Genomic DNA, 25347 nt, shown 5'->3' on the forward strand with positions numbered 1-25347 from the left:
CAGCCCGGCCGCGCAGCGCACACCGAGGGAGGCGGGACTCAGCCGCCCCGGTAACGGCAGGTGATCAAAGCCCGCCGGATCGACGCACAGCGGCAACGAAGGGTTTCCGGGGGAGCCCGCCCGGCGCAGGGATCAAGCCTGACCGCCCGGAGCCGGGCGGGCTCCCCCGGAAACCACAAGAGCGACCACGGAAGCCAAGAGCAACCACAGAAGAGCCGATCAGGCAGCCGGCCAGTCCTGGGAGGCCATACGCGGCGAGACCGCCCCCGGAGGGGCGGCCTCGAGCCAGGAGAGAAAACCGGTGACTGTCGATCGCGCCATGGCGATCTCCACCGGTGCGTGGTTACTCGTACAGCGGAGGATCACCCAGTCGGCCGGCATGGAGAACCGTTCCTGACCTTCGGGCAACCGGCGGCGCTCCACGGCCAGCCCCTTGCGGGAGAGCACCCGCTTGGGCCGGATCGCGAAGCTGAACATCCGGTACCAGCGCAGCTCTTCACCGGCGAACCGGCCGAAGCCGGGCGACCAGCCACGGCCGTCGAGCATGGTGGAGACCCGCACGCTGAGCCGGATGATGCCACCGCTGCGGGTGACGAGAGCTCGCCGGACGAAGAGGGTCAGAAGCGCGCCGAGGATGACGACAACGCCGATTCCGAATCCTTCGACGATCTCCATCCCCGGTGTGGCTCAGCGGCTCTGCGCGGAGACCGGGGTTGCGCTCTCGGCCAGCACGGTGACACCGTCGGCGCTCACCGAGAGGAAGCCGCCGGCGACCTCGTAGGCGACCTGCTCGCCGCCGGCGAGCTTGATGCGTACCTGGCCGGGCTCGGCGAGTTGGCCGAGCAGCGGCGCGTGCCCCGGCAGGACACCGAGCTCGCCTTCGGTCGTCCGGGCGACGACCATCTCGGCGTCACCGGACCAGACCTTCTCCTCGACGGCGACGAGCTCGACGTGAAGCTGCTGTGCCACGCTGTCTCCTTGCTGCGGCTACGGATTGCCGAAAGTCTAGCCTGACGACGCGGCGCGCCCAACGCGGGTGGGGACAACGCCGACCTGACTACTTGGCCTTGTTGACGAATTCCGGGTGCTCCAGCAGGAACGGGTCGAGTTGCTCGTTGTGCAGGGCGGTGAAGAAGTCCGGAACACCGTCCTGGAACTGCTCGCCCAGGTACTTACTACCCTCGAAGACCCCGCCACCGGGCAGCTTGATCATCTCGATGGTGTTCGGGCGGATGTCCTTCAGGGCGAGCCCGAAGTCGACAACGCTGTTGCCCCGGCCGTTGAAGATCAACGACTGGCCGGCGGCACGGAGCACCTTGTCCAGCTTGATCGGGTTGGACACCACGTCGGCGCTGAACGCCTGACCGACCATGGCCTTGACGAACTGCTGCTGGTGGCGCTGCCGACCGTAGTCGGAATCCGGAACGCCGTTCTTCGGGTAGCGCTGCCGGACGTAGTCCAGCGCCTGCCACCCACTCAGGTGCCGGTTGCCCTTCTTGTAGATCGCCTGCGGGCCGACGTAGCCCTCACCACGCGTGTTGCCCGGCCGCGGCTTGCCGTCCGGCTGCTTGTGCTCGGACTTCACGTCGCGCTCGATGTACATGTCGACACCGCCCATGGCGTCGACGATCTTCTGGAAACCGGTGAAGTTGATGATCGCGCCGGCGTCGAAGCGCTTGATGCCTGTGAGGTTCTGCACTGTGGTGGCCAGCAACTCGAAGCCCCGTGCCGCGTCCGGGTTGGCTCCCGGCACCTTGCTGCCGAACGACATCGCGGCGTTGATCTTCGTGGTCTCGCCCGGGAAGTCGGCCTTCTTGAACGCCGGGATCCGCACGTAGAGGTCACGAGGCAGCGAGAACAGGTAGGCCCGGTCCATCGAGGCCGGCACGTGCAGCACCATGATCGAGTCGGCCAACGGCGCGGCCGTCGGCGTACGCGGGTCGATGCCGACGAGCAGGATGTTCAGCGGACCCTTGATGTCGCTCTTCTTCGCCTGGGCGCCCGCCGCCTGGTCGCCGAAGAGGTCGGCCTTGCCGACGGACCCCTCGTAGCGGGCCATGAGCACCTCGGTGCCGACCAGCACGGCGCCGCTGAGCACCGTCAGCACGGTGCCGAACACCGTGCAGATCCTGGCCCACCGCGGCACACCTCGCCAGATGGACCGCTTGCGGCCACTGTTGCCGGCCTTACCCACGAGCAGCTCCGTTCGTTACGCCCACGATGAGGAAGACGGGCGCACGTCGTCGAAAGGTTGCAAAGATCAACGCTCGTTCACGTGAGCGCGGAACGAACCGTAGCTCGGGACCCTCCGGAGTGACGACCACGAGTAACGGACCGCGACGATGGTAAGACGCGAACATGAACAAAAGACTGCCCCGGCATTGCCGGGGCAGTCTTTTTGCTACGGATGAGAGCTGGGTCAGCTCTTCATCAGCTCCTCAGCCTTGCGCTCCAGGTCCTCGAGACCGCCGCACATGAAGAACGCCTGCTCGGGGAAGTGGTCGTACTCGCCCTCGCTGATCTTGCGGAACGCCTCGATGGTCTCCTTGATCGGGACCGTCGAGCCCGGCACGCCGGTGAACTGCTCCGCCGCGTAGGTGTTCTGCGAGAGGAAGCGCTCGATCCGCCGGGCGCGAGCCACGGTGATCTTGTCTTCCTCGGAGAGCTCCTCGATGCCGAGGATGGCGATGATGTCCTGCAGGTCGCGGTAGCGCTGCAGGATCCGCTTCACCTCGGTGGCAACCTGGAAGTGCTCGGCGCCGACGAACTCCGGGGCAAGGATCCGGGACGAGGACGCCAGCGGGTCCACGGCCGGGTAGATGCCCTTGTCGGAGATCGACCGCTCCAGGTTGGTGGTCGCGTCCAGGTGGGCGAACGTGGTGGCCGGGGCGGGGTCGGTGTAGTCGTCCGCCGGCACGTAGATCGCCTGCATGGAGGTGATGGCCTGGCCCCGGACGGAGGTGATCCGCTCCTGGAGTTCGCCCATCTCGTCGGCCAGGGTCGGCTGGTAACCCACGGCGCTCGGCATACGGCCGAGCAGGGTGGACACCTCCGAACCGGCCTGCGTGAAGCGGAAGATGTTGTCGATGAAGAGCAGCACCTCCTGCTTCTTCACGTCCCGGAAGTACTCCGCCATGGTCAGCGCGGAGAGCGCCACCCGCAGCCGGGTGCCCGGCGGCTCGTCCATCTGGCCGTAGACCAGCGCGGTCTTGTCGATGACGCCGGACTCGGTCATCTCGGCGATGAGGTCGTTGCCCTCACGGGTGCGCTCCCCCACGCCGGCGAACACCGAGGTGCCACCGAAGTTGCGGGCAACCCGGGTGATCATCTCCTGGATGAGCACCGTCTTGCCCACGCCCGCGCCGCCGAACAGGCCGATCTTGCCGCCCTTGACGTACGGGGCGAGCAGGTCGATGACCTTGATGCCGGTCTCCAGCATCTCGGTCTTCGGCTCAAGGTCCGCGAAGGCCGGGGCCTTGCGGTGGATGCCCCACCGGTCGTCGGCCTCGAACGTCTCGCCCTCTTTGAGGTTGAGCACCTCGCCGATCGCGTTGAACACCTTGCCCTTGACCGCGTCACCCACGGGCACCGTGATCGGCTCGCCGCGGTCGCGCACCTCGGCGCCACGGACCAGGCCGTCGGTCGGCTGCATCGAGATGGCACGGACCAGGTTGTCACCCAGGTGCTGGGCAACCTCCAGGGTCAGCGTCTTCTCACCGCCGGACAGGTTCACCTTCACGTTCAAGGCGTTGAACAGGGGCGGCATCGCGTCGCGCGGGAACTCGGCGTCGACGACCGGGCCGATGACCCGGACCACGCGACCCGTGGCCGTCTTGGTCTCTACTGGTGCAGTCATCACACTTCACTTCCCGACGCGGCCAGCGCGTTGGCGCCGCCGACGATCTCGCTGATCTCCTGGGTGATCCCGGCCTGGCGAGCCGAGTTCATCTCGCGCGTGTACTTCTCGATCATCTCTTCGGCGTTGTCGGTGGCGCTCTTCATCGCCCGCCGCCGTGCCGCCGACTCACTCGCCGCCGACTCGATCAACGCCGCGTAGATCCGCGTGTTGATGTACCTCGGCAGGAGCGCGTCGAGCAGCGCCTCCGCCTCCGGCTCGAACTCGTACGCCGGCAGCAACCCCTCGGAGCGCGGCCGGTCCTCCACCTGCATCGGACCGATGACCTTGGTGACCGGGTTCTGCGTCATGAGCGAGTGGAACTCGGTGTAGACGATGTGCAACTCGTCGACGCCGAGCACCCCGTCCGCTCCGGCCCCGCCGTCGACGTCGTCCGCACCGGCGGTGAACGCCTTGATCAGCGTCTCACCAACGGTACGGGCGTCCTCGAACGACGGCTGCTCGCTGAAGCCGGTCCAGTTCGCCTCGATCGGCCGCTCGCGGAACCGGTAGAACCCGACGCCCTTACGCCCGATGACGTAGAGCACCGGCTCCTTGCCGTCCGCCCTGAGCCGCGCGATCAGCGACTCGGCCATCCTGATCGCGTTGGAGCTGTAACCGCCGGCCAGGCCACGGTCACTGGTGACCAACAGGACGCCGGCCCGCCGCACCCGCTCGCGCGGGGTGAGCAGCGGGTGGTCGATCCGCGCGTTGGACGCCAGCGCCGTGAGCACGCCGGTGATGGCCTGGGCGTACGGCAGGGACGCCTGCACCCGGGCCTGGGCCTTGGCGATCCGGCTCGTCGCCACGAGCTCCATCGCCTTGGTGATCTTCTTCATCGACTTCGCCGAGCGGATCCGTTGACGAAGAACGCGTACCTGGGCCGCCACGGGATCAGCTCTCGGCCGGGCGGTCGGTCGCGCCGTCGCGGAAGCGGGTCACCGTCTCGCGGTTCTCGTCGCCCTCAAGCGGCGCGGCCGGCGCGTCGTTGACCTTGCGCTCGTCCTCCTTGTTGAGGAAGACCTGCTTGAACTCGGCGATCGCGCTGTCCAGTGAGCCGATGATGTCATCGTTCCACTGGTTGTCGGCGATGCCGGCCAGCACACCCTGGTGCTTGTGCCGCAGGTACTGGAGGAACTCCGACTCGAAGCGGCGGACCTCGCCCACCGGGACGTCGTCCAGCTTGCCCTCGGTGCCGGCCCAGACCGTAACGACCTGCTCCTGCACCGGGAACGGCGAGTAGTTCGGCTGCTTGAGCAGCTCGACCAGGCGCGAACCGCGGTCCAGCTGGGCACGGGAGGCCCGGTCCAGGTCGGAGGCGAAGGCGGCGAACGCCTCCAGCTCGCGGTACTGGGCCAGGTTGAGCCGCAGCGAACCGGCGACCTTCTTCATCGGCTTCACCTGCGCGGCGCCACCGACCCGGGAGACCGAGGTACCGACGTTGATCGCCGGACGGACGCCCTGGTTGAACAGGTCGGTCTCCAGGAAGATCTGGCCGTCGGTGATCGAGATGACGTTGGTCGGGATGAAGGCCGAGATGTCGTTGGCCTTCGTCTCGATGATCGGCAGACCGGTCATCGAGCCGCCACCCAGCTCGTCGGAGAGCTTCGCGCAGCGCTCCAGCAGGCGGGAGTGCAGGTAGAAGACGTCACCCGGGTACGCCTCACGGCCCGGCGGGCGACGCAGCAGCAGCGACACGGCGCGGTACGCCTCGGCCTGCTTGCTCAGGTCGTCGAAGACGATCAGGACGTGCTTGCCGCCGTACATCCAGTGCTGCCCGATGGACGAGCCGGTGTACGGGGCGAGGTACTTGAAGCCAGCCGGGTCGGACGCCGGCGAGGCGACGATGGTGGTGTACTCCATCGCGCCCGCCTCCTCGAGCTGCCCCTTGATGGAGGCGATCGTGGAGGCCTTCTGGCCGATGGCGACGTAGATGCAGCGAACCTGCTTCTTCGGGTCGCCGGTGCGCCAGTTGTCCCGCTGGTTGAGGATGGCGTCCAGGGCGACAGTGGTCTTACCGGTCTTCCGGTCACCGATGATGAGCTGCCGCTGGCCCCGACCGATCGGGGTCATCGCGTCGATGGCCTTGATGCCGGTCTGCAGCGGCTCGTCGACGGACTGCCGGGACATCACGTTCGGAGCCTGCAGCTCCAGCTCGCGGAAGCCCTCGTTGGCGATGTCGCCGAGCGCGTCGATCGGCTCACCGAGCGCGTTGACCACGCGGCCGAGGAAGGCGTCGCCGACCGGAACGGAGAGAACCCGCTCGGTGCGCTTGACGCGCTGCCCTTCCTCCAGCTTGGCGGAGTCACCGAGAACGACGACGCCGATCTCCCGGACGTCGAGGTTCAACGCCACGCCGAGCGTGCCGTCCTCGAACTCCAGGAGCTCGTTGGTCATGGTCGAGGGCAGGCCCTCGACGTGGGCGATACCGTCGCCGGTGTCGGCGACGGTGCCGACCTCCTCGCGGGAGACGTCGGACGAGTAGGAAGAGACGTAGCGCTCCAGGGCGCCGCGGATCTCCTCCGTCGAGATGGTCAGCTCGGCCATCCTCTGCTTCCTTAAAATTCAGGGGCCCGGGATACCTAGTACCGACCGGTCCGAATGGCGTCTGTCATTCCGGGCACTGAGCGATCCAGTCACCCCGATGCTGGGCGGCGGAGCCGCTCAGCGCCGGGGCGGCGAAGCCACCACATTGCTGGGCGGCGGAGCCGCTCAGCGCTTCGCGAGCGCGTTGCGGGTCTCGTTGAGGCGGCGCAGGATGGTGCCGTCGTACAGGTCGGAGCCGACCCGCACGCTCACGCCACCCAGGACGTGGGGGTCCACCGTCTGCTTGACGGAGACCTCTCGACCGTATATCGCGCTGAGGCTCGCACCCAGCCGGCGCTCGTCCTCGTCACTCAACGGGGCCGCGACGGTCACGTACGCCACCTGCCGGTCGCGTCGCTCGGCGGCGAGTTCCACCAGCCGGGTGAGCGCGCCGGTGAAGGAGCGCCCCCCGTACCCGCCGAGTGCGACCTCGACGAGGCGGACGGTGACCGGACGGGCCTTGTCGGCGAGCAGCTCGCGGGCCAGGGTGGCCCGCTGCTCGACCGGGGCGACCGGGTCGGCGAGCGTGTTGCTCAGCGCCGACTGACCGGCCACTACCTGACCGAAGCGGAACAGCTCGTCCTCGACCTCGCCCAGCTCGCCGGCCTTGTCGGCGCTGGCCAGCAGCGCTTCCACGCCCAGCCGCTCGGTGCCGTCGAGCAGCTCCGAGGGTGCCGACCACCGGCCGGCGACCAGCGACACGAGCAGGTCGAGCGCGTCCGCGCCGATCCGCCCGCCGAGCATGTCGCCGAGCAGAGCGCCGCGATCCTCGCCGGACCGGGACGGCTCGGAGAGCGCCCGGCGCAGCCGCGGCTCACGCCGCAGCAGGGTCGCCACGGAGAGGATGGCGTCGGCGGTGGAGGCCACCGCTGACGGCTCCGCGCCGCGGACGTACGCGTCGAGGCGCTCGGCCGCGACCTTGTACGACTCCCGGCTGGCGGCCTGCATCAGCGGGCCCCCGTGCTCTCGAGACCGCTCAGGAACCGGTCGACGGTGCCCTTACGCCGCGCCTCGTCGGCCAGCGACTCGCCAACGATCTTGCTGGCCAGGTCCACCGCGATCGTGCCGACCTCCGCGCGCAGCTCGCGCACGATGGTGGCCCGCTCGGCGGCGAGCGCGTCCTTGCCCGCCTGGATGACCCGGTCGGACTCTTCCCGCGCCTTGGCGAGGATGTCCTGGCGGATGCCCTCGGCGTCGGCCCGCGCGTCGTCACGGATCTTGGCGGCGTCGGTCCGGGCCTCAGCGAGCTGGGCGCGGTACTGCTCGAGCAGCTGGTTCGCCTCGGCCTGGGCGGCCTCGGCGCGCTTGATGCCGCCCTCGATGGCGTCGACCCGAGCCTGGAACGTCTGCTCCATGCGCGGGAAGACGAACTTCATCAGGACGAAGCAGAGCACGGCGAAGGCGACCGTGCCGACCACGATCTCTTGCCAGATCGGAATGATCGGGTTGTGGTCTGACTCACCACCCTCGGCGGCGAGGAGGAACAACATGGGTGACCTCCCGGTCGGAAGGGGCGGAATCAGCCGGCCCAGATGAAGCCGAAGGCGATGCCGAACAGCGCGAGCGCCTCGATGACGGCGAAGCCGATCCAGACGTACGGCAGGGTCATGCGCGACGACTCGGGCTGCCGGGCGGTCGACTGGATGTAGGCGGCGAAGACCAGGCCAACGCCGATGCCCGGGCCGATGGCGGCGAGACCGTAGCCGATGGCAGCGGTGCTACCGGTAACCTCGGCGAGAACGCTAGCGTCCATTGGTGTGGTTCCTCCTGGTTATCACGCGTGACTCTCACGCGGGACGACAACGGTTGGTGCGTGGATCAGTGCTCTTCGGCGAGCGCGCCCTGGATGTAGCTGGCGCTCAGCACGGTGAAGACGTAGGCCTGCAGGACGATGACCAGCGCTTCGAGAAGGGTCAGCGCCACTGTCATCACCCAGGAGACCACCGAGATCGGCGCCAGCCAGGCGTTGGCGTTGAGCATCGCGAAGCCGCCGAGCGTGAAGACCAGCAGGAGCATGTGGCCGGCGAACATGTTCGCGAAGAGACGGACGGCCAGCGAGAACGGCCGGATGATGAAGGTCGAGAACGCCTCGATCGGGATCAGCAGCGGCAGGATGTACCACGGTGCCGGCGGGATCAGGGCGTGCTTGAAGTATTTGCCGAAGCCGTGGTGCCGGATGCCGATGTAGTTGAACAGCACGTAGCTGATCACCGCGAGGATCGCCGGGAAGGCGATGTGCGAGTTCGGCGAGATCTGGAAGAGCGGAATGATCGCGAACGCGTTCGTCACCAACACGAAGCAGAACAGCGTCGTGAAGTAGGGAGCGAACCGGACGCCCTGGTGACCGATCATGTCGACCGAGATGTTGTTCCGGACGAAGCCGTAGATCGACTCGGCGAACCACTGCTTCTTGGTCGGCACCAACTTCGGGTTCCGATAGGTCGCCAGGAAGAAGATGATCAGAAAGCCGACCGCGACCCAGATCATCAGCGTGAACTTGGTGAACCACGGGGCGTTCTCCACACCCCAGGGCACGATCGCGGGCAGGTAGAAGTCGTCCACACTGGGTGGGAATGCCGCCTGGCCCGCTGCCAGAACGTTCGCCTGTCCGAACACCGTGTCCCTTCCTAAGTAGGCGTGCCGAGCCGACGGACGACGAGGATGATCCCCCCGGTCACGCCGAGCACGACGCCGATGCCGGTGGCGACGCCACCGGTATCGAGCCACTGGTCGACCAGCCAGCCGATGAAACCCCACACGAGCATTCCTCCGATGAGGTAGCTGAGCGCGGTCCAACCCTGACCGGCGCCGGACGGATAATCGTCCGGTTCACCGGCGGGACGGGGGGTTTGGTCACCAGCCATGACGGGGCGAACGATATCAGCCGGGAAGACGAGGCTGTGCCTCACCCCCCGCACAACCGTCGTTGTGTGGGCTTCTCGTGGGCGCCGTCGTCTGTGGGCACGCTACTCCCCTTCCGCCCGTCGGAAAATGACCGGAGGCCGACACATTCCGGCGCGTCCGCTGGTTGGGACGACCGCCAGGTCAGCCGCGCGGTCGGCGAGCGTGCACCGTGGTCAGCCACCAGAGGTGCACCGCTGTCCACACTGCCACCCCGGCGACGATGCCAAGGCAAAGAGGGATCAATCCGGGCCAACCGGTCGACGCCACCGCCACCAGCACCACGCCCAGCAGGCTGAACTTCAACACGTACAGGCCCAGGCCGAGCGGCAGCAGCAACTGCGGGTTGACCTGGTCGGCCCGGGCCAGCACCACTGTGGTGAGGGTGTAGCTGAGCACCGTGACGCCCACGCCGGCCGCCGCGCCGAGCGCGCCCGTGACGCCGCCGGTCACCCCACCGACCACCGCGGCGACCGCGGCGAGCGCCGCCGACGCGGCCAACAGCACCGGCAGGTGCCGCAACCGCCACCGCCGGTCGGTGTCCGGCTCGACCACCCCGGGCTCAGCCACGGGGGTACGCCGGGAACGCCGCGACCAGCTCGGACACCTCGGCACCGAGGCGGGTCAACTCGTCGGCCCCGCCCGGAGCGCCGGGATCGGTGCGCACCGCGCGGGCGATCAGGGTCGCCACCTGGCGCAGCTCCCCCTCGCGCATCCCCTGCGTGGTGACGCTCGGTGTGCCCACCCGGATGCCGGAGGCCACCATCGGCGGCTGCGGGTCGTACGGGATGGCGTTCTTGTTCAGGGTGATCGACGCGGCGTCGCAGCGGCGCTCGGCCTCGGCGCCGGTCACCCCCAGCTCCCGCAGGTCGATCAGGGCGAGGTGGGTGTCGGTGCCACCGGACACCGGGCGCATCCCCTCGTCGGCCAGCCCGGCGGCGAGCGCCTGGGCGTTGCTGACCACCTGCCGGGCGTACGTCTGGAACTCCGGCTGGGCGGCCTCGCGCAGCGCGACCGCCTTCGCCGCTACCGCGTGCATCAGCGGGCCGCCCTGGGTGAACGGGAAGACCGCCTTGTCGATCCGCTGGGCCAGCGACTCGCGGCACAGGATCATGCCGCCGCGCGGCCCGCGCAGCACCTTGTGGGTGGTGGCGCAGACGACATCGGCGTACGGCACCGGGGACGGGATCGCCCGGCCGGCGACCAGGCCGATGAAGTGCGCCGCGTCCACCATCAGGTACGCGCCGACCTCGTCGGCGATCTCCCGGAACCGCGCGAAGTCGATCAGGCGCGGGTACGCGGTGGCGCCGCAGATGATCAGCTTGGGTCGGTGCGCGCGCGCCAGGTCCCGTACCTCGTCGTAGTCGATCTGCTCAGTGTCCGGCCGCACCGGGTAGCCGACCGGGTGGAACCACTTGCCGGAGAAGTTCACCCGGCTGCCGTGGGTGAGGTGCCCGCCGTGCGGCAGGTCCATCGCCAGCACCGTGTCCCCCGGCTGCACCAGCGCGGCGTACGCGGCGAGGTTGGCGCTCGCCCCGGAGTGCGGCTGGAGGTTGGCGTGCTCGGCCCCGAAGAGCTCCTTGGCCCGGGCGATGCCGATCTCCTCTGCCCGGTCCACCTCGGCGCAGCCGCCGTAGTAGCGCCGACCCGGGTAACCCTCGGCGTACTTGTTGGTCAGCGTCGAGCCGAGCGCGGCCAGCACCGCCGGCGAGGTCAGGTTCTCGCTGGCGATGAGCTGCAGGCCGCCGCGCAACCGGTCCAACTCGCCGAGGACCACCCCGGCGATCTCCGGGTCGGTGGCCCTGAGCTGCGCGAAATCCGGCCCCCAGAAGGTGCTCGTCTCGGTCTCCACAGCGAACGAGTCTAGGGGGCCGCACACTGGAACCCGTGAGATGCCTCGTCACCGGCGCTACCGGCTACATCGGCGGGCGGCTGACACCGCTGCTGCTCGCCGACGGACACACCGTGCGCTGCCTCGCCCGCAAGGCGGTGCGGCTGCGCGACGTGCCCTGGGCCTCGGCGGCCGACATCGTCGAAGGAGACCTGAGTCGACCGGAGACGCTGGCCGCCGCGTTCGCCGACGTGGACGTCGCGTACTTCCTGGTGCACTCCTTGGGCCGGTCCGACTTCGAGGCGGCCGACCGGACGGCGGCGACCAACTTCGCGGCGGCGGCGCAGGCGGCCGGCGTACGGCGGATCGTCTACCTGGGCGGCCCGGAGCCGGCGTCCGACGCGGAGGTGCCATCTCCGCACCTGCGGTCCCGCGCCGAGGTGGGCCGGATCCTGCTCGGCAGCGGGGTGCCCACGACGGTGCTCCGCGCCGCGGTGATCATCGGGTCCGGCTCGGCGTCGTTCGAGATGCTGCGTTACCTGACCGAGCGGCTGCCCGCCATGATCACGCCGCGCTGGGTCCGCAACCGGATCCAACCGATCGCGGTCCGCGACGTGCTGCACTACCTGTCCGGCTGCGCCGACCTGCCTGCCGAGGTCAACAGGGGTTTCGACGTCGGCGGGCCGGACGTGCTGACCTTCCGCGAAATGATGCAGCGCTACGCCCGGGTGGCCGGGCTGCGCCAGCGGATCATCGTGCCGGTCCGCCCACTCACGCCGTCGCTCTCCTCGCACTGGGTCGGGCTGATCACCCCGGTGCCGAACAAGATCGCCCGCCCGCTGGTGGAGAGCCTGATCCACGAGGCGGTAGCCCACGAACACGACATCGCCCGCTACATCCCGGACCCACCCGGCGGGCTGACCGGCTTCGACGAGGCCGTGGCGCTGGCGCTGGCCAAGGTGCGCGACGCCCAGGTGGAGACCCGCTGGTCCACAGCGAGCGGCTCGGACGCGCCCGCTGAGCCACTGCCCACCGACCCGGTGTGGTCCGGTGGCACCGCCTACACCGACGTGCGGGAGCGGGCGGTGGACGCCCCACCAGCGGCGCTCTGGCGGGTCGTCGAGGGCGTCGGTGGCGAACACGGCTGGTACTCGTTCCCCCTCGCCTGGTCGATCCGAGGCTGGCTGGACCGGCTGGTCGGCGGGGTCGGACTGCGCCGGGGTCGACGCGACCCGCACCGCCTCCAGGTCGGCGAGGCGCTGGACTTCTGGCGGGTCGAGGAGATCGTCCCGGGCGAGCTACTGCGACTGCGCGCCGAGATGCGGCTGCCCGGCCGGGCCTGGTTGGAGATGCGGGTACTGCCGGCCGACGACGGCCGTAGCCGCTACCAGCAACGCGCCGTCTTCCTGCCGCGTGGCCTGCCGGGGCACGCCTACTGGAAGTCGGTGGCCCCGTTCCACGCTGTGGTCTTCGGCGGAATGGCCCGCAACATAGCCCGCAACGCCGAACAAACCCCCTAACCACACCCCGACCCCACACCCCACACCCCGCTCCCCGCTCCCCGCTCCCCGCTCCCCACACCCCGCTCCCCGCTCCCCGCTCCCCGCTCCCCGCGATCTTGCACTTTGTGTTACCGATTTATGGGGTCTCGGCACCTTTTGTCACGACAGAAAGTGCAAGATCGGCGGGATGGGTGGGTGGGGCGGGGCGGGGTGGGGTGGGGTGGGGTGGGCGGGGTGGGGTTAGTTGCCGGCTTGGGGTTGGGCTTGGAAGGCGGTTCGTCCGCTCGGCGGGACGAAGTCGCGGACCGGTTGGTCGCGCAGGGCGAAGGCGAGCACCTCGCCGACCGCGTTCACGATCTGGGCCTGCACCGCCTGACCGACCGCGTCCCGGGGATCGTCCGGGTTCGCCGCCATCGAGGCGACCGCGAGTTGCGGCGTGAACGCCACCACCGTCTCCGTCTCGTACCGCTCCGAGCTGCCGGTCTTGCCCGCCACCGGACGGCCGAGCTTCGCCCGCAACCCGGGAGCGGTGGCGCCGTCGCAGCGCCCGTACATCGACTGGTCGCCGACCGGGCAGCGGGCCGCGTCGGTCGCTGCCCGCGCCACGTCGGCGTCGAGCACCTGCCGGCAGTCCGGCTTGGCGGCGTCGACCGGCCTGCCGCCCGAATCGGTGATCGAGACCACCGGCAGCGGCGCGCACCAGGTTCCCTCGGCCGCCACAGTGGCGTACGCGCTGGCCAGGTCCAACGGGGTGGTCGCGGCCACGCCCAGTGTGAACGGACCCCAGTCCTTCGCGCCGTAGCGGGCCAGCTTGGCGTCGGACTCGGCTCGCAGCACGATGCCGAGCCGCTCAGCCATCTCCACCACCCGGTCGGCGCCGACCTTCTCGGTGAGCCAGGCGAAGTACGTGTTCACCGAGCGGCCGAACGCGCTCCACATGGTGCGGGGGCCGTCCATCGACGACGGGCTGGCGTTCGCCGGGCACCACCGTCCGTCGCAGCTCGCCTCCCCGGTCACCGGGAAGCGGGTGAGCAACTGGGTCGGCGCCACGAAGTCGGTCGACAGCGGTAGACCGGATTCCAGCGCGGCCAGCAGGGTGAAGAGCTTGAACGTCGAGCCGCCCTGGTACCCCTCGATCGCGCCGCCGCCGGCGATCAACTGGTTGACGGTGTTCGGGCGGTTCTTCTGCCCGACCGGGTTGTCCGCGACGCTGTAGGCGCGGTTCACCGACATCGCCAGCACCCGCCCGGTGCCCGGTTGCACCACCGCGGTGGGCAACGCCTCGGCCCTGGTCGTCGGATAGATCCTCAACACCTGCTCGGTGGTGGCCCGCTGCACGCCCGGGTCCAGCGACGACACGATGGAGAAGCCGCCCCGGCGCAGCGCGCGCTGCCGCTCGTCGGCTGTCGCCCCGAACGCGGGCTGGCTGCTCCACCAGCGGGTGAACCAGTCGCAGAAGAAGCCCCAGTCGTTGTGCGCGTCGGGCACGCCCGTGCAGTCGTTCGGGGTCTCGCTGGTGCGCAGTTGTAGCGGTTCGGCCCGCGCGGCGGCCGCCGCGTCCGCCGGCACCTGTCCCGACTCCACCAGCCGTTCCAACACGTACGACCGCCGGGCCACAGCGCTGTCGGCGTCGCCGTTTATCGGATCGTCGCTGTCGGGCGAACGCACGAGACCGGCGAGCAGTGCCGCCTGGGCCAGGGTCAGCTCGGCCGGGGAGCGGGAGAAGTACCGCTTGCTGGCCGCCGCGATGCCGTACGCCCCGGCGCCGAAGTAGGCGATGTTGAGGTAACGGGTCAGGATCTCGTCCTTGTCGAGTTCCCGCTCCAACGCGAGCGCGTACCGCATCTCCTGGAGCTTGCGGACGGTGGTGAGTTCGGTGGCGGCGTCCCGCTGCGCCTCGGTCAGCCGGGGGTCGTTGCTGAGCACGTTGCGGACGTACTGCATGGTCAGCGTGGAGGCGCCCTGCCGGGTCCGGCCGTCGCGCTTGTTGACTGTGAACGCGCGCACCACGCCCCGCAGGTCGACACCGCTGTGCTGGTAGAACCGGACGTCCTCGGCGGCCACGATCGCCCTGCGCATGACCGGAGCCACCTCGTGCAGCGGCACGTCCACCCGGTCCTCCTGGTAGAAGGAGGTGATCAGGGTCGTGCCGTCGTTGGCGTAGAGGTTGGAGCGCTGCGCGGTGGGTGGCGTCCGGAGTGTGTTCGGCAGCTCCGAGTACGGCGTCGACAGGGCGCTGAAGCCGATCCCGAAGACCAGGGCCGCGGGTAGGGCGGCGGCGGCCAGCACCAACCCGGCCAGCACTCCGGCGATCACCACGGTCAGCAGTTTGTCGAGTTGGGCCCGGATCATCAGCTCTCCCCGCAGGAGCCGGTCACGCTAGGACCCGTTCAGAATGACCCGGAACGCCCCTTTAGCCCTGGGTTTTCCCCAAACCCGGAGGAAACTCGCACCACGCTCAGGGCAGCAGCGCGCCGGCCAGCGGGTGGACCGTCTCCTCGATCTCGTCGGCGACCCGGCTGAAGCACTGGTCGCCACGACCCCACGGGTCGTCCAGATCATCGGTGGTCAGGGCCGAGGCGCCCAGCCGCGCGTCGTGAGCCGCCGCCACCAGGGCCATCCCCCGGGCGTACACGGCCTCCGGGGTGGCGTCACCCGGCGGCAGCGCGGCGGCGTCCACAGCGGCCAGCAGCCGGCCGAACTCGCCCAGCACGAACGTGCGGGCCGCAGCGTCCGGACGAAGCGCCACCACGTACTCCTGCTGGTCGGCGGTGGCGGTCAGGACCAGGTCGGCGGCGTCGATGTGGTCCGAGCGCAGCTTGCGCGCGGCGAACCCCGCCACGTCCCCACCACGGCCGGTGACCTGCCGTGCCGCCGGCGGGTTCATCTCCTCGCCCGCGTGCCAGCCGCCAGTGCCGGCGCTGTGGCTGTGCACCAGCTCCTCGGCCTGGGCCGGGTCCTGCGAACGCCGGGTCAGCCGCTCCCGCACCGCCAGGGCCAGCAGCCGCTCCGCCATCGGCGAGCGGCAGATGTTGCCCATGCAGACGTGCAGAACAGTGAACGGGGGCACTCAGACCGCCCGACCGTCGGCGAGATCCGGAACCACGTCGCGCAGCTTCTCCAGCGGGATCGCCCCGGCCCGCAACAGCTGCGGCACCTCACCGGTCAGATCCACGATCGTGCTGGGCACCGGGTCCGGGCAGGGCCCGGCCTCCAGGTAGGCCCGCACCGAGTAGCTGAGCTGGTCACGTGCCTCGTCGGCGGTGACCGCGGCCGGCTGGCCGGTCTTGTTGGCCGACGAGACCGCCATCGGGCCGGTCTCGCGCAGCACCTCCAACGCCACCGGGTGCAGCGGCATCCGCACCGCCACAGTGCCGGTCTTGTCGCCCAGGTCCCACTGCAGGCTCGGCGAGTGCTCGACCACGATCGTCAGGGCACCCGGCCAGAACGCCTCCACGAGGTCCCGGGCGGCGGTGGGCAGCGAGAAGACCAACCCGTCCAGGGTGTGCCGCGAGCCGATCAGCACCGGCGGCGGCATCTGCCGACCCCGGCCCTTGGCATCGAGCAGCGCCTTCACCGCGTACGGGGTGAACGCGTCCGCGCCGATCCCATACACGGTGTCCGTCGGGAGAACGACCAGCTCGCCGTTCTTGACCGCCTCGATGGCCGCAGCGATGCCGCGGTCCCGATCGGCGGGCGACCGGCAGTCGTAGAGCATCACGAGGAGTCAGTCTGCCACGCCGGCCCGATCGGGGCGTGCTGGCCGTCCGCCCGTCGGGACGCGGTCGCGTAGCGGGGACGCCCGGTGAGGTCCAGATGCTCCGCGACAGCGGTGAAGCCGCCGTCCTGGGCGAGCAGCTCGGGCACCGCCGCGCCGTGGGTGTCGTCGTGCTCGACGCCGAACACACCCCCCGGGCGCAACAGCACCGCCGCCCGGGCGACGACCGGCCGGATCACCACCAGACCGTCCGCGCCGCCGAACACCGCCTCCGCCGGGTCGTGCCCGGCCACCTCCGGCGGGACCACCACGTCGTCCGGCACGTACGGCGGGTTGCAGAGCAGCACGTCGACCCGGCCCACCAGTTCGGCGAGCAGGTCCGGCGCTGTCACATCAGCCTCGACCACCTCGATCGGGCGGTCTCCCGCCGCGGCGCGCTCCGCCGCGTTGCGCCGCAGCCACACCAGCGCCGCCGGGGACCGCTCCACAGCGATCACCCGCGCTCCCGGCAGCTCCTGAGCCACCGCCAGCGCGATCGCGCCCGAGCCGCTGCACAGGTCCACCACCACCGGATCGGGCCGGCCCTGGGCCTGCTCGACACCCCAGCCGGCCAACAGCTCGGTCTCCGGCCGGGGCACGAAGACACCAGCGCCGACCGACAGCTCCAGGTGCCGGAACCCGGCCCGACCGGTCAGGTGTTGCAACGGCTCACGCGCGGCGCGGCGGCGCGTCAACTCGTCGAGCCGCACCAGTTGGTCGTCACTGAGGTCGTCGGCTAGAGCCAACCGACCCCGGGGAACGCCGAGCACGTACGCCGCCAGCAACTCGGCCTCCACCCGGGCCGAGCCGACCCCGGCGGCGTCGAGCGCGCGGGCCGCTCGGGCCACCGCGGCGGACGGCCGGATGGGGCCTGTCCCTTCGGGGGGGTGTTGCGGCAAAGTACTCACGACATAATCATGAAGCGTCGCGGGCGACGTGACGAACAGGTGCGCCCGGGCGCGCACGACAGGAGGTTGGCGGGTGGGCTGGCTCGACCGGGTCGATGACCAGGTTGACGCCCTGACGCACGCCCGGGCGTTGCAGGAGGCCAGCCGCTCCGCGGAGGCGTACGTCCTGCTGGAGCGTGTGATCCGCACCACCAACGATCCGGCGGCGCGGGCGGACGCGATGGTGCAGCGCCTCTCCGCGCTGATCAATCTCGGTCGGACCGCGGAGTTCACCCGGGCCATCGAAGAGGCGTCGGCGGCGGTCCGTGACCTCGCCGAGCCCTATCTGCACGGTCACCTCAACGCGTTGGCCGCGCTCGCCGCGCACCACCAGGGCGCACTGGACCGATGCGTCATGCACCTCGTCCGGGCGGCCCGGGCGCTGGGCGCCGTCGCCGACCCGGACCGGGACACCGCCTGGGGTTGGCACGACCTGGCCATGGCCTACAGCTACCTCAGCTTCCACGGGTACGCCCTGGGCGCCATCGAGCGGGCCCGGCAGCTCGGGCTGACCTCCGGGATCCCGGAGGAGACGTTCGCCGCGCCGGGCATCCGGCTGCGCAACGCCGTGGCCCTCGACCACAACGGCGACAGCGACGGTTGTCTGCGGGTGCTCCGGGACGTGGCCGCCGACCTGACCCGCTTCGTCCGCGCCGGGCGGGCTGGCCAGCTACGCCCGAGCAGCCTCGCCGCGTACGGCTACGCGGCGGCCCGACAGGCCGCGCTCGGCGACCAGGTGGCCCCCGAAGGCCCCGAGCCGGCCCGGTTGATCACCCACGGCGGGGACAGCGCCCGTGCCCGCGACCTGCGTCAGCTCGGGCAGGTGTGCCTCGCCGTCGCCGACGGTAGGCCGATCGAGGCGGTCGCGCGACTGGATACCGTCCAGGTCTCCAACGAGACGCTCGGGGCGGCCGAGCCGGCCCGGCTGCGCAGCATCGCGTTGACCCGCGCCGGGGACCACCTGGCGGCGCACCGGGCCGACCGGCTGGCGTTCCGGCTCGCCGCGCAGCGCAACGACCGGCTGCGCGACGTCTACATCGACGGCATCGCCGCCCGCATCGACCACGAGGAGATGCGCCGCGAGGCGGCACGCTTCGAGGGCGAGGCGTTGACCGACCCGCTCACCGGGCTGCCCAACCGCCGCCGGCTGGAGCGCTACATCACTGCCGTTGTCACCCGCGGCGATCGAGTGGTGATCGGCGTCTGCGACCTGGACGGCTTCAAGGCGGTGAACACCCGGCACGGGCACCACTCAGGCGACCTGGTGCTGCAACGCATCGCCGGTGTGATCAACCGGGTGATGCGCCGGGGCGACTTCGTGGCCCGCTACGGCGGTGACGAATTCGTTGTGGTGCTGCCGGACACCGGCATGACCGAGGCCGCCGAGGTGGCCCGCCGGATCGAGGCCGCGGTCCGCCTGGAGGACTGGGAGTCGTTGGTCCCGGGCACCCCGGTCGGGGTGAGCATCGGCTTCGCCGAGGTCTCCGGTGGCAGCGGGCTGCGCGACGCGCTCAGCGTCGCGTTCGAGCAGGCCGACCGCGAGATGCTCCGCGCCAAGACCCGCCCCCGCGCGAGCTGACCCCCGCCAGGGGGCGCTGGCGCGGGCGTCGATCAAGCGCTGCGGGTCAGCTCGAGTGCCGTGGTCAGCGGCGGGTCAGCTCGGTGTCGCCAGCGAGCCGGGCGGCCCGGTCGGCCTCGGTGAGGGCGTCCAGTACCCCGTCCAACTCGCCGCCGAGCGCCAGATCCAGGTTGTACGCGGTGTAGCCGATCCGGTGATCGGTGATCCGGTTCTGCGGGAAGTTGTAGGTGCGGATCCGCTCCGAGCGGTCAACAGTGCGCACCTGGGCCTTGCGCGCGTCCGAGGCTGCGGCGTCGGCCTGCTCCTGGGCGGCGGCGAGCAGCCGGGCCCGCAGGATCCGCATCGCCTGCTCCCGGTTCTGCAACTGGGACTTCTCGTTCTGGCAGGAGACGACGATGCCGGTCGGCAGGTGGGTGATCCGCACCGCCGAGTCGGTGGTGTTCACCGACTGGCCACCCGGGCCGGACGAGCGGAACACGTCGATGCGCAGTTCGTTCTGGTCGATGGTGACGTCGACGTCCTCGGCCTCCGGCAGCACCAGCACCCCTGCGGCACTGGTGTGGATCCGGCCCTGCGACTCGGTCACCGGGACACGCTGCACCCGGTGCACGCCGCCCTCCCACTTGAGCCGCGACCAGACGCCGTTGCCGCCGTCCGGCACACCCTTGGTCTTGATCGCCAGGGAGACGTCCTTGACCCCGCCAAGGTCGGAATCCTGTGCGTCGATCACCTCGGTCACCCAGCCGTGCCGCTCGGCGTAGCGGGTGTACATCCGCAGCAGGTCACCGGCGAACAGCGCCGACTCCTCGCCACCCTCACCGGCCTTGATCTCGACGATCACGTCCTTGGCGTCGTGCGGGTCGCGGGGAATGAGCAGCTCGGCGAGCCGCTCCTCCAGCGCCGGCAGGGTCGCGGCGATCGACTCCGCCTCGCCCGCGAAGGACGGGTCCTCGGCGGCCAGCTCGCGGGCCGCCACCAGGTCGGCGCGGGCCTGTTCCAGCTCGTCGGCGGCCTTGTGCAGCGGCACCAGCTCGGCGTACCGGCGACCGACCCTGCGCGCGGTGGCCTGGTCGGCGTGGATGGCCGGATCGGCCAGCCGCTTCTCCAGTTCCGCGTACTCGTCGAGAAGGCCGGCCAGACGCTCGCTGCTCATGCTGCGGATGCTCCTTCGACGGTGCGCGACGACCGGGCCGGGGCCGAAAGGCCACCGGCCGGGCGGAATTGGAGGAAAACGCGGACGGCGCCCGCGTCCGGTGAAAAACCGGACGCGGGCGCCGAACGAGGAGTTACTTGGCCTTCTTGGCCTGAACCTTGGCGTACTTCTGCTGGAACTTCGCGACCCGGCCGGCGGTGTCGAGAACGCGCTGCTTACCGGTGTAGAACGGGTGGCAGGCGCTGCAGGTCTCGGCGTGGATCGCCCCGCCCTTGGCGGTGCTGCGGGTCGTGAACGTGTTGCCACAGGAGCAGCTGACCTCGGTGGTCACGTACTCCGGGTGGATGTTTGCCTTCATCGCCTCGGTCCTCTCGTTGGTGGTCGCCGGGTCGCCGTCATCGCTCGTCGCGCCGTACGCGACGGGCTCGGGCGTGAACCGGAACCGGTGGCCGATTGACCAGTGTGCCATGGGCCTGAGCCGACCCGGTAATCGGGCCGCACACCTCGTCCGGCATCGTCAACACGTGCCTACCCGTCCGCATTCCCGCCGCCCGGCGGGGCATTCGCGCACCCGGCGGATCGCCGCCAGGTACCCCGGCCGGGGTACGCCCGTCGAGCCGGAGGTGCGTCCATGACCCGCCTGATCGCCACCCGGGGACTGCCCGCCTCGGGCAAGACGACGTTCGCCCGCACGCTCCAGCCGTCCGTATCGCGGGTCAACCGGGACGATCTGCGCCGGATGTTGCACGGCGAGCGGTTGTTCACCCAGTGGGCCGAGGCGCAGGTGACCGCCGTACAGCAGGCTCAGGTCGAGGCGCTGCTGCGGGCCAGAGCGGACGTCTGCGTGGACGACACCAATCTGCGCGCGCGGACCCTGCGGGGCTGGGCCGAGCTGGCCGCCCGCCACGGCGCGGACTTCGAGGTGCACGACTTCACCGACGTGCCGCTTGACGAGTGCCTGCGCCGCGACGCCGCCCGGCCGCCCGCCGACCAGGTCGGCGCGGACGCGATCCGCCGGCTGCACGAGCGGTACCTGCAGGGGCGGGAGCTGCCGTTGCCGGTGCCGCAGGCCCGCACCGGCAGCCCCGCCGTGGTGCATCCGCCGTCGACCGAGCCACCGGAGATCGTCCTGGTGGACATCGACGGCACCGTCGCGCTGGCCGTCTCCCGCAGCCCGTACGACATGACCCGGGTGGGCCAGGACCAGCCGAACACGGCGGTGATCGCGGCGGTCCGGGCGATGCACGCCGCCGGCTACGGGGTGGTCTTCTGCTCCGGGAGGGACGCCTCCGCCCGCGCGGCCACCGAGGCGTGGCTGGCCCGGCACGTACGAGTGCCCTACCTGGGCCTGCACCTGCGGGCCATCGGTGACTCCCGGAAGGACTCGATCGTCAAGCGGGAGATCTACGACCGGGAGATCCGAGACCGTTACCGGGTGGCCGGCGTCTTCGACGACCGCGTCCAGGTGGTCCAGATGTGGCGATCCCTCGGCCTCACCGTCTTCCAGGTGGCCGACGGCGACTTCTGAGGTGTCCGGACGGGCCCCCACGCGTGGGGGCCCGTCCGGACAGTTCACCCGGTGACGGTGATGGTGGCCTCGGCACGGACGCCGTTGACCTCGACCGCCAGGCGTATCGGCGCGCCGGGCCGCAGTGCGGTCAGGGTGCCGGTGGCCGGGTCGAATCGGGCGGTGTGCCACTGGCGCACCCCGGCCGCCGAGCCGACGTGCACTCCCGGCGAGGCCGACCAGTCGGCGCTGACCGGTGCGACCACCGGGACCGTACGCCCGCCGGGCTGGGTCAGCGTGGCGGTGACCGCGGCGGGGGTGCCGACCGCGACGCCGGCCGGGGCGGTCACCGTGAGGCGGTCGGCGTGCGCGTGGAACTCCGCGTCCACCCAGCGCGGGCCCTCGGCGAGCGGGTTACGACGGGCCCGGTCGGCCTCGGCCGGGGTCACCGGATCCACGCCGAACTCCGTCCACCCGGTGAAGCCGCCCTGGTCGGCGGGGGTGGACGGTGTCTTGCCCGCGTTGCCGTTGATCACGTACGGCACACCGTCCACCCGGTCGGCGTGGAAGGTGCCGACGTGCCCGCCCACGAACAGCGCGCCCTTGCCGGTGCGGTGCTGGAAGTCGGCCAGCCACTGCTCCAGCAGCGCTGCCTCCTTGCGGTCGCCAAGCTGGCTGGCCTGCGCCGGGCTGGGGTCGCGCGGCGGATGGTGGTGCAGGACGACCACCGAACCCACGCGCCGGTCGGTGGCCGCCGCGTCCAGCGTCTCCCGAAGCATCCGTACCTGGTCGAAGCCGCCGCCGCGCAGCGTCCCGGTGGACGAGTTCAGCGTGACGAACCGGGTGCCGTTGTGGTCGAACACCCGGGAGGTGGCGCCGAACGCGGCAGCGAAGTTGCTGATCGGGGCCCCCATGATCTCGTGGTTGCCGGGCACGTAGTACCAGGGCAGCGCGTCGCCCAACTCCTCGTCGAGGATCCGCCGGGCCAGCGCGAAGTCGGCCGGGTAGGCGGTGTCCACGAAGTCGCCGTTGATCAGGAGGAAGTCCGGCCGGGCCGCCCGCACCTCGCGCAACGTCCGCCGGGCCTGGGCGACCAGGTCGCTGTCCGGGTCGGCGGCGACGAACTGGGCGTCGGAGAGCACCGCGAACCGCCACGGCGCGCCGTCCACGGTGCCGTCGCGGACCACCACCCGATCGGTACGCGGGGCCACGTGCGGCACGTCGACAGTCGGGGGCACCTTCGCTACCAGGTCGTCGATGATCACCTCGCTGGTGTACTGCGCCGCGGCGTTCGTCTCGGCCACGTAGAAGCGGCGTACCCGCACCGGGTACTGCACCCCGGCCGGCACCGCGAACTCCACGTACCGCCAGCCGGTCCAGGTGATCAGTGGGCCGCGCAGCACGTGTTGGGTGTCCTGGGCGTCGTGCAGGTGCAGACTGGGCCACTCCCCGGTGCCGTTGCCGTGGATCCACATCCCGAAGGCCTGCGGCTGACCGGGCACCTCGATCCAGGCGGGTGGGTCGGCGTACGCGGCCCGCGTGCCGGTGGACTGGCTGAAGTCGTACGACATGCGCAGACCGGTGCCGGTGTGTCCGGGCGCCGACGTGACCGAACCGCTGGCGCGGGCCTGGCTGAACCGCCAGGACGTCGCGTCGTCGAAACCGGCGACCGGCACGTCGGTCAGCCCGACGGTGACCGGCAGGACAGCGCTCGTGCGTCCGACGTGAACGGTCACCAGGCCCGAGCCGGTGTCCCGCAACGCGGCGATGGACAGGTTGCCGTCCCCGGTCGGAGTGATCCGCAGCAGGTCCCGGTCGTAGTCGACTGTGAGGTCGGCCGGCTCGATCGGCGCGGTGTTGCCCTCGGCGTCGTACCCGACCACGCCGATCGTGGCGTTACCGTCCCGGCCGGTCAACCCGACCCGCGGCTCGGTGGTGCCGATCCGGGCCAGCGGGCCGAGCACTGTGAGGTTCAGCGAGCCGGTGACCCGCCCGCGTGCGGCGGTGACCGTGCTGGCCCCCGGTGCGCCGGCGCGGAAGACGCCGTCACTGTCGACCCGGCCGCGTGCCGCCGGGGTCACCCGCCAGGTGGGGGCGCCCGCCGCCGGGCCGTACGTCTCGTCGTAGCCGGATGCGGTGAGGGTGCGGGTCAGCCCTGGGAAGACCCGGTCGGGCCGCCCACCTCGCACAGGTGAGACGCCCGGGGCGGCGGTGGGGTCGCTGGCCGTCTCGACCCAGTAACCGGTGAGTCGCCCACTGCCCTTCGGCGCGTAGATGGCCAGGCCGTTGGGCACGGCCCGCTCGCTGCCGTCGGAGGGGCCGTTCTCCAGCTGCACGGCGGGCGCGCCCGGCTCCCGGGCCAACAGCGTGGACGATCCGCCACCATCCAGGTTGAGCGCGTGATGGGCGCCCAGCTCGGCCATCATCCGGCCCATCTCGGTCTGCGTCACCCCACGGCTGTCGACCTGACGGCCGTCCACCGTCAGCATGATCATTTTTCGACCGTCGGCGCTGAACCCGACGGCGGTGCGGGGGGCGAGGGTCGGGTCGGCGATGGTCTGCACGACGCCGTCGCGGACCAGGACGTTGCCGCCACCGACCGCCGCGTGCAGGGTGCTGCCGTCGGAGGGCTTCGGCCGCCAGGCCACCGTCACCGGGTCACCGGGGCGCAGGCCGGCCAGCGCGTCCGCGCCGAGATCGCGCCCGAGCAGCACGGTGCTGCCCGCGACGATCGGGCCGCTACCGGCCACGCTTCCCACCGCGGCCACCCGACCGTTGGTCACTGTGACCTCGATCACCCGCGCCGCGCCCTCCACGGCACGCTGTCGGGAGTACGTCCCCCACAGCTCGGTGAAGGCGCCGATGCCGTCGGCCTGCACCATGTTGTTGAACTGGGTCAGCGGGACCGGCCCGGTGGGCAGTGTGGCGCTGCCGTCGAAGTTCACCTCGATCACTCGCCCGAGGCCGTTCGTGGTGACCGCCACCGCGTTGCGGTGACCGCTGACCCCCGACTGGATCAGCTCGCCGTCGCGGACGCCGACGCCCTGGGCGGCACCGGAGTTGTTGATGTCGAAGAAGTCGCCGTTGACGGCGGCGACCGCGTGCGACTGGTCCACAGCCTTTCGCAGCGGCTCGGCCCGGCTGACCGCGCCGGAGTTGACGTAGTCGACGGTGGAGCCGCCGGCCAGGTCGGTGGTGAGCGCGTCGGCGCGCAGCCAACCCTCGGCGTCGTACCTGTCGAAGGACGTCAGCTGCACGCCCGGCGCGACCGGCCGGGTGGCAGTAGTGGTCTCCAGCCCGCCGGCCGGCTCCAGACCACCAGCGCCGGCGGTCGGGGCGGTCGCGACTGTCGGGGCGGCGGCCAGGCTGACCGAGCCGGCCGGGCGGGAGGACGCGGGCGGCGCGTCCTCGGCGATGGTGGGTGAGGCCACCGACGGTGGGGCCACTGTGGGCGGGTCGATGGTGGGTGCGGCGGTGGCCGGCGGCGACAGGGCCAGGGCGAGCACCGGCGTCAGCAGCAGGACGCCGGTGCGGCGGGCGGATCGTCTGCGGGTACGCATGGACGACAGTCAACCCGGCGATGAATAGAAGTTTCAATACCTGTCGACTGAACCGAAGGAAAATTCCATCACCGCGCGGCGCGGGCGTCATCTCCCGCCCGCTGCGGCTCCCGCCGACTGCCGGTGTCG

23 protein-coding genes are annotated in these 25347 nt (G+C 70.9%); 3 read left to right on the plus strand and 20 right to left on the minus strand.

Features of this window, described 5'->3' with window-relative positions:
• Positions 1-219 precede the first annotated feature (219 nt).
• From OHB44_RS28695 to glyA, 13 genes are all read right to left on the minus strand, one after another.
• Positions 220-675: a DUF2550 domain-containing protein gene (locus OHB44_RS28695; RefSeq protein ID WP_266304553.1), complete on the minus strand. Its 456-nt coding sequence runs from the start codon at positions 673-675 to the stop codon at positions 220-222.
• Positions 676-687: 12 nt separating this feature from the next.
• A complete protein-coding gene (locus OHB44_RS28700) occupies positions 688-969 on the minus strand; it encodes a F0F1 ATP synthase subunit epsilon (RefSeq protein WP_030333186.1) in 282 nt (93 codons plus the stop codon).
• Positions 970-1057: 88 nt separating this feature from the next.
• Positions 1058-2200, minus strand: a complete 1143-nt coding sequence (locus OHB44_RS28705) for an LCP family protein (RefSeq protein WP_238687473.1) — start codon at positions 2198-2200, stop codon at positions 1058-1060.
• Between the two features lie 219 nt (positions 2201-2419).
• Positions 2420-3856, minus strand: a complete 1437-nt coding sequence (gene atpD, locus OHB44_RS28710) for a F0F1 ATP synthase subunit beta (RefSeq protein ID WP_210785813.1) — start codon at positions 3854-3856, stop codon at positions 2420-2422.
• Positions 3856-4785, minus strand: a complete 930-nt coding sequence (locus tag OHB44_RS28715) for a F0F1 ATP synthase subunit gamma (protein WP_238687351.1) — start codon at positions 4783-4785, stop codon at positions 3856-3858. The genes atpD and OHB44_RS28715 overlap by 1 nt, the downstream gene beginning before the upstream one ends.
• 4 nt (positions 4786-4789) lie before the next feature.
• Entirely contained in the window at positions 4790-6442 is a 1653-nt protein-coding gene (atpA, locus tag OHB44_RS28720; RefSeq protein WP_238687352.1) for a F0F1 ATP synthase subunit alpha, read from the minus strand.
• Positions 6443-6607: 165 nt separating this feature from the next.
• Positions 6608-7429, minus strand: coding sequence for a F0F1 ATP synthase subunit delta (locus OHB44_RS28725; RefSeq protein WP_238687353.1), 822 nt, complete (start codon positions 7427-7429; stop codon positions 6608-6610).
• Positions 7429-7968 carry a F0F1 ATP synthase subunit B gene (locus tag OHB44_RS28730; protein ID WP_112584053.1) on the minus strand — a complete coding sequence of 180 codons (540 nt, stop codon included), beginning with the start codon at positions 7966-7968 and terminating at the stop codon, positions 7429-7431. The genes OHB44_RS28725 and OHB44_RS28730 overlap by 1 nt, the downstream gene beginning before the upstream one ends.
• A 32-nt stretch (positions 7969-8000) precedes the next feature.
• Positions 8001-8234: an ATP synthase F0 subunit C gene (locus OHB44_RS28735; protein WP_091405890.1), complete on the minus strand. Its 234-nt coding sequence runs from the start codon at positions 8232-8234 to the stop codon at positions 8001-8003.
• A gap of 65 nt (positions 8235-8299) precedes the next feature.
• Complete coding sequence (gene atpB, locus OHB44_RS28740) at positions 8300-9097, minus strand: F0F1 ATP synthase subunit A (RefSeq protein ID WP_112584020.1); 798 nt, start codon at positions 9095-9097, stop codon at positions 8300-8302.
• A gap of 11 nt (positions 9098-9108) precedes the next feature.
• On the minus strand, positions 9109-9345 hold the full coding sequence (locus OHB44_RS28745; RefSeq protein WP_091405894.1) for an AtpZ/AtpI family protein: 237 nt from the start codon (positions 9343-9345) through the stop codon (positions 9109-9111).
• A 181-nt stretch (positions 9346-9526) separates the two neighbouring features.
• Entirely contained in the window at positions 9527-9952 is a 426-nt protein-coding gene (locus OHB44_RS28750; protein WP_238687354.1) for a hypothetical protein, read from the minus strand.
• Positions 9945-11234: a serine hydroxymethyltransferase gene (gene glyA / locus OHB44_RS28755; protein WP_196919496.1), complete on the minus strand. Its 1290-nt coding sequence runs from the start codon at positions 11232-11234 to the stop codon at positions 9945-9947. The genes OHB44_RS28750 and glyA overlap by 8 nt, the downstream gene beginning before the upstream one ends.
• 35 nt (positions 11235-11269) lie before the next feature.
• Here glyA and OHB44_RS28760 point away from each other — a divergent pair, with 35 nt between their 5' ends.
• Positions 11270-12733 (plus strand): SDR family oxidoreductase, encoded by a 1464-nt coding sequence (locus tag OHB44_RS28760; RefSeq protein ID WP_330438873.1) that lies wholly within the window; start codon positions 11270-11272, stop codon positions 12731-12733.
• A gap of 222 nt (positions 12734-12955) precedes the next feature.
• Here OHB44_RS28760 and OHB44_RS28765 read toward each other — a convergent pair whose 3' ends face one another.
• The 4 genes from OHB44_RS28765 to prmC all read right to left on the minus strand — a co-directional run bounded on the left by OHB44_RS28765 (position 12956) and on the right by prmC (position 17380).
• Complete coding sequence (locus OHB44_RS28765) at positions 12956-15067, minus strand: transglycosylase domain-containing protein (RefSeq protein WP_330438874.1); 2112 nt, start codon at positions 15065-15067, stop codon at positions 12956-12958.
• A 106-nt stretch (positions 15068-15173) separates the two neighbouring features.
• Positions 15174-15785, minus strand: coding sequence for an arsenate reductase/protein-tyrosine-phosphatase family protein (locus OHB44_RS28770; RefSeq protein WP_238687357.1), 612 nt, complete (start codon positions 15783-15785; stop codon positions 15174-15176).
• Positions 15786-16433, minus strand: coding sequence for an L-threonylcarbamoyladenylate synthase (locus OHB44_RS28775; protein ID WP_330441291.1), 648 nt, complete (start codon positions 16431-16433; stop codon positions 15786-15788).
• Positions 16433-17380 (minus strand): peptide chain release factor N(5)-glutamine methyltransferase, encoded by a 948-nt coding sequence (gene prmC, locus OHB44_RS28780; RefSeq protein WP_330438875.1) that lies wholly within the window; start codon positions 17378-17380, stop codon positions 16433-16435. The genes OHB44_RS28775 and prmC overlap by 1 nt, the downstream gene beginning before the upstream one ends.
• Positions 17381-17453: 73 nt before the next feature.
• Between prmC and OHB44_RS28785 the strand changes: the two genes are divergently transcribed.
• A complete protein-coding gene (locus OHB44_RS28785) occupies positions 17454-18998 on the plus strand; it encodes a GGDEF domain-containing protein (protein ID WP_238687359.1) in 1545 nt (514 codons plus the stop codon).
• Between the two features lie 64 nt (positions 18999-19062).
• Here OHB44_RS28785 and prfA read toward each other — a convergent pair whose 3' ends face one another.
• Together prfA and rpmE are read right to left on the minus strand one after the other, a co-directional pair.
• On the minus strand, positions 19063-20151 hold the full coding sequence (gene prfA, locus OHB44_RS28790; protein WP_330438876.1) for a peptide chain release factor 1: 1089 nt from the start codon (positions 20149-20151) through the stop codon (positions 19063-19065).
• A gap of 133 nt (positions 20152-20284) precedes the next feature.
• Positions 20285-20509 (minus strand): 50S ribosomal protein L31, encoded by a 225-nt coding sequence (gene rpmE / locus OHB44_RS28795; protein ID WP_030333150.1) that lies wholly within the window; start codon positions 20507-20509, stop codon positions 20285-20287.
• Between the two features lie 273 nt (positions 20510-20782).
• Between rpmE and OHB44_RS28800 the strand changes: the two genes are divergently transcribed.
• Entirely contained in the window at positions 20783-21679 is an 897-nt protein-coding gene (locus OHB44_RS28800; protein WP_238687360.1) for a phosphatase domain-containing protein, read from the plus strand.
• A 44-nt stretch (positions 21680-21723) separates the two neighbouring features.
• Here OHB44_RS28800 and OHB44_RS28805 read toward each other — a convergent pair whose 3' ends face one another.
• Entirely contained in the window at positions 21724-25218 is a 3495-nt protein-coding gene (locus tag OHB44_RS28805) for a phosphodiester glycosidase family protein (RefSeq protein WP_330438877.1), read from the minus strand.
• Positions 25219-25347: the final 129 nt, after the last annotated feature.

This window comes from Micromonospora sp. NBC_00821 (assembly GCF_036347035.1).
GTDB lineage: Bacteria > Actinomycetota > Actinomycetes > Mycobacteriales > Micromonosporaceae > Micromonospora > Micromonospora hortensis.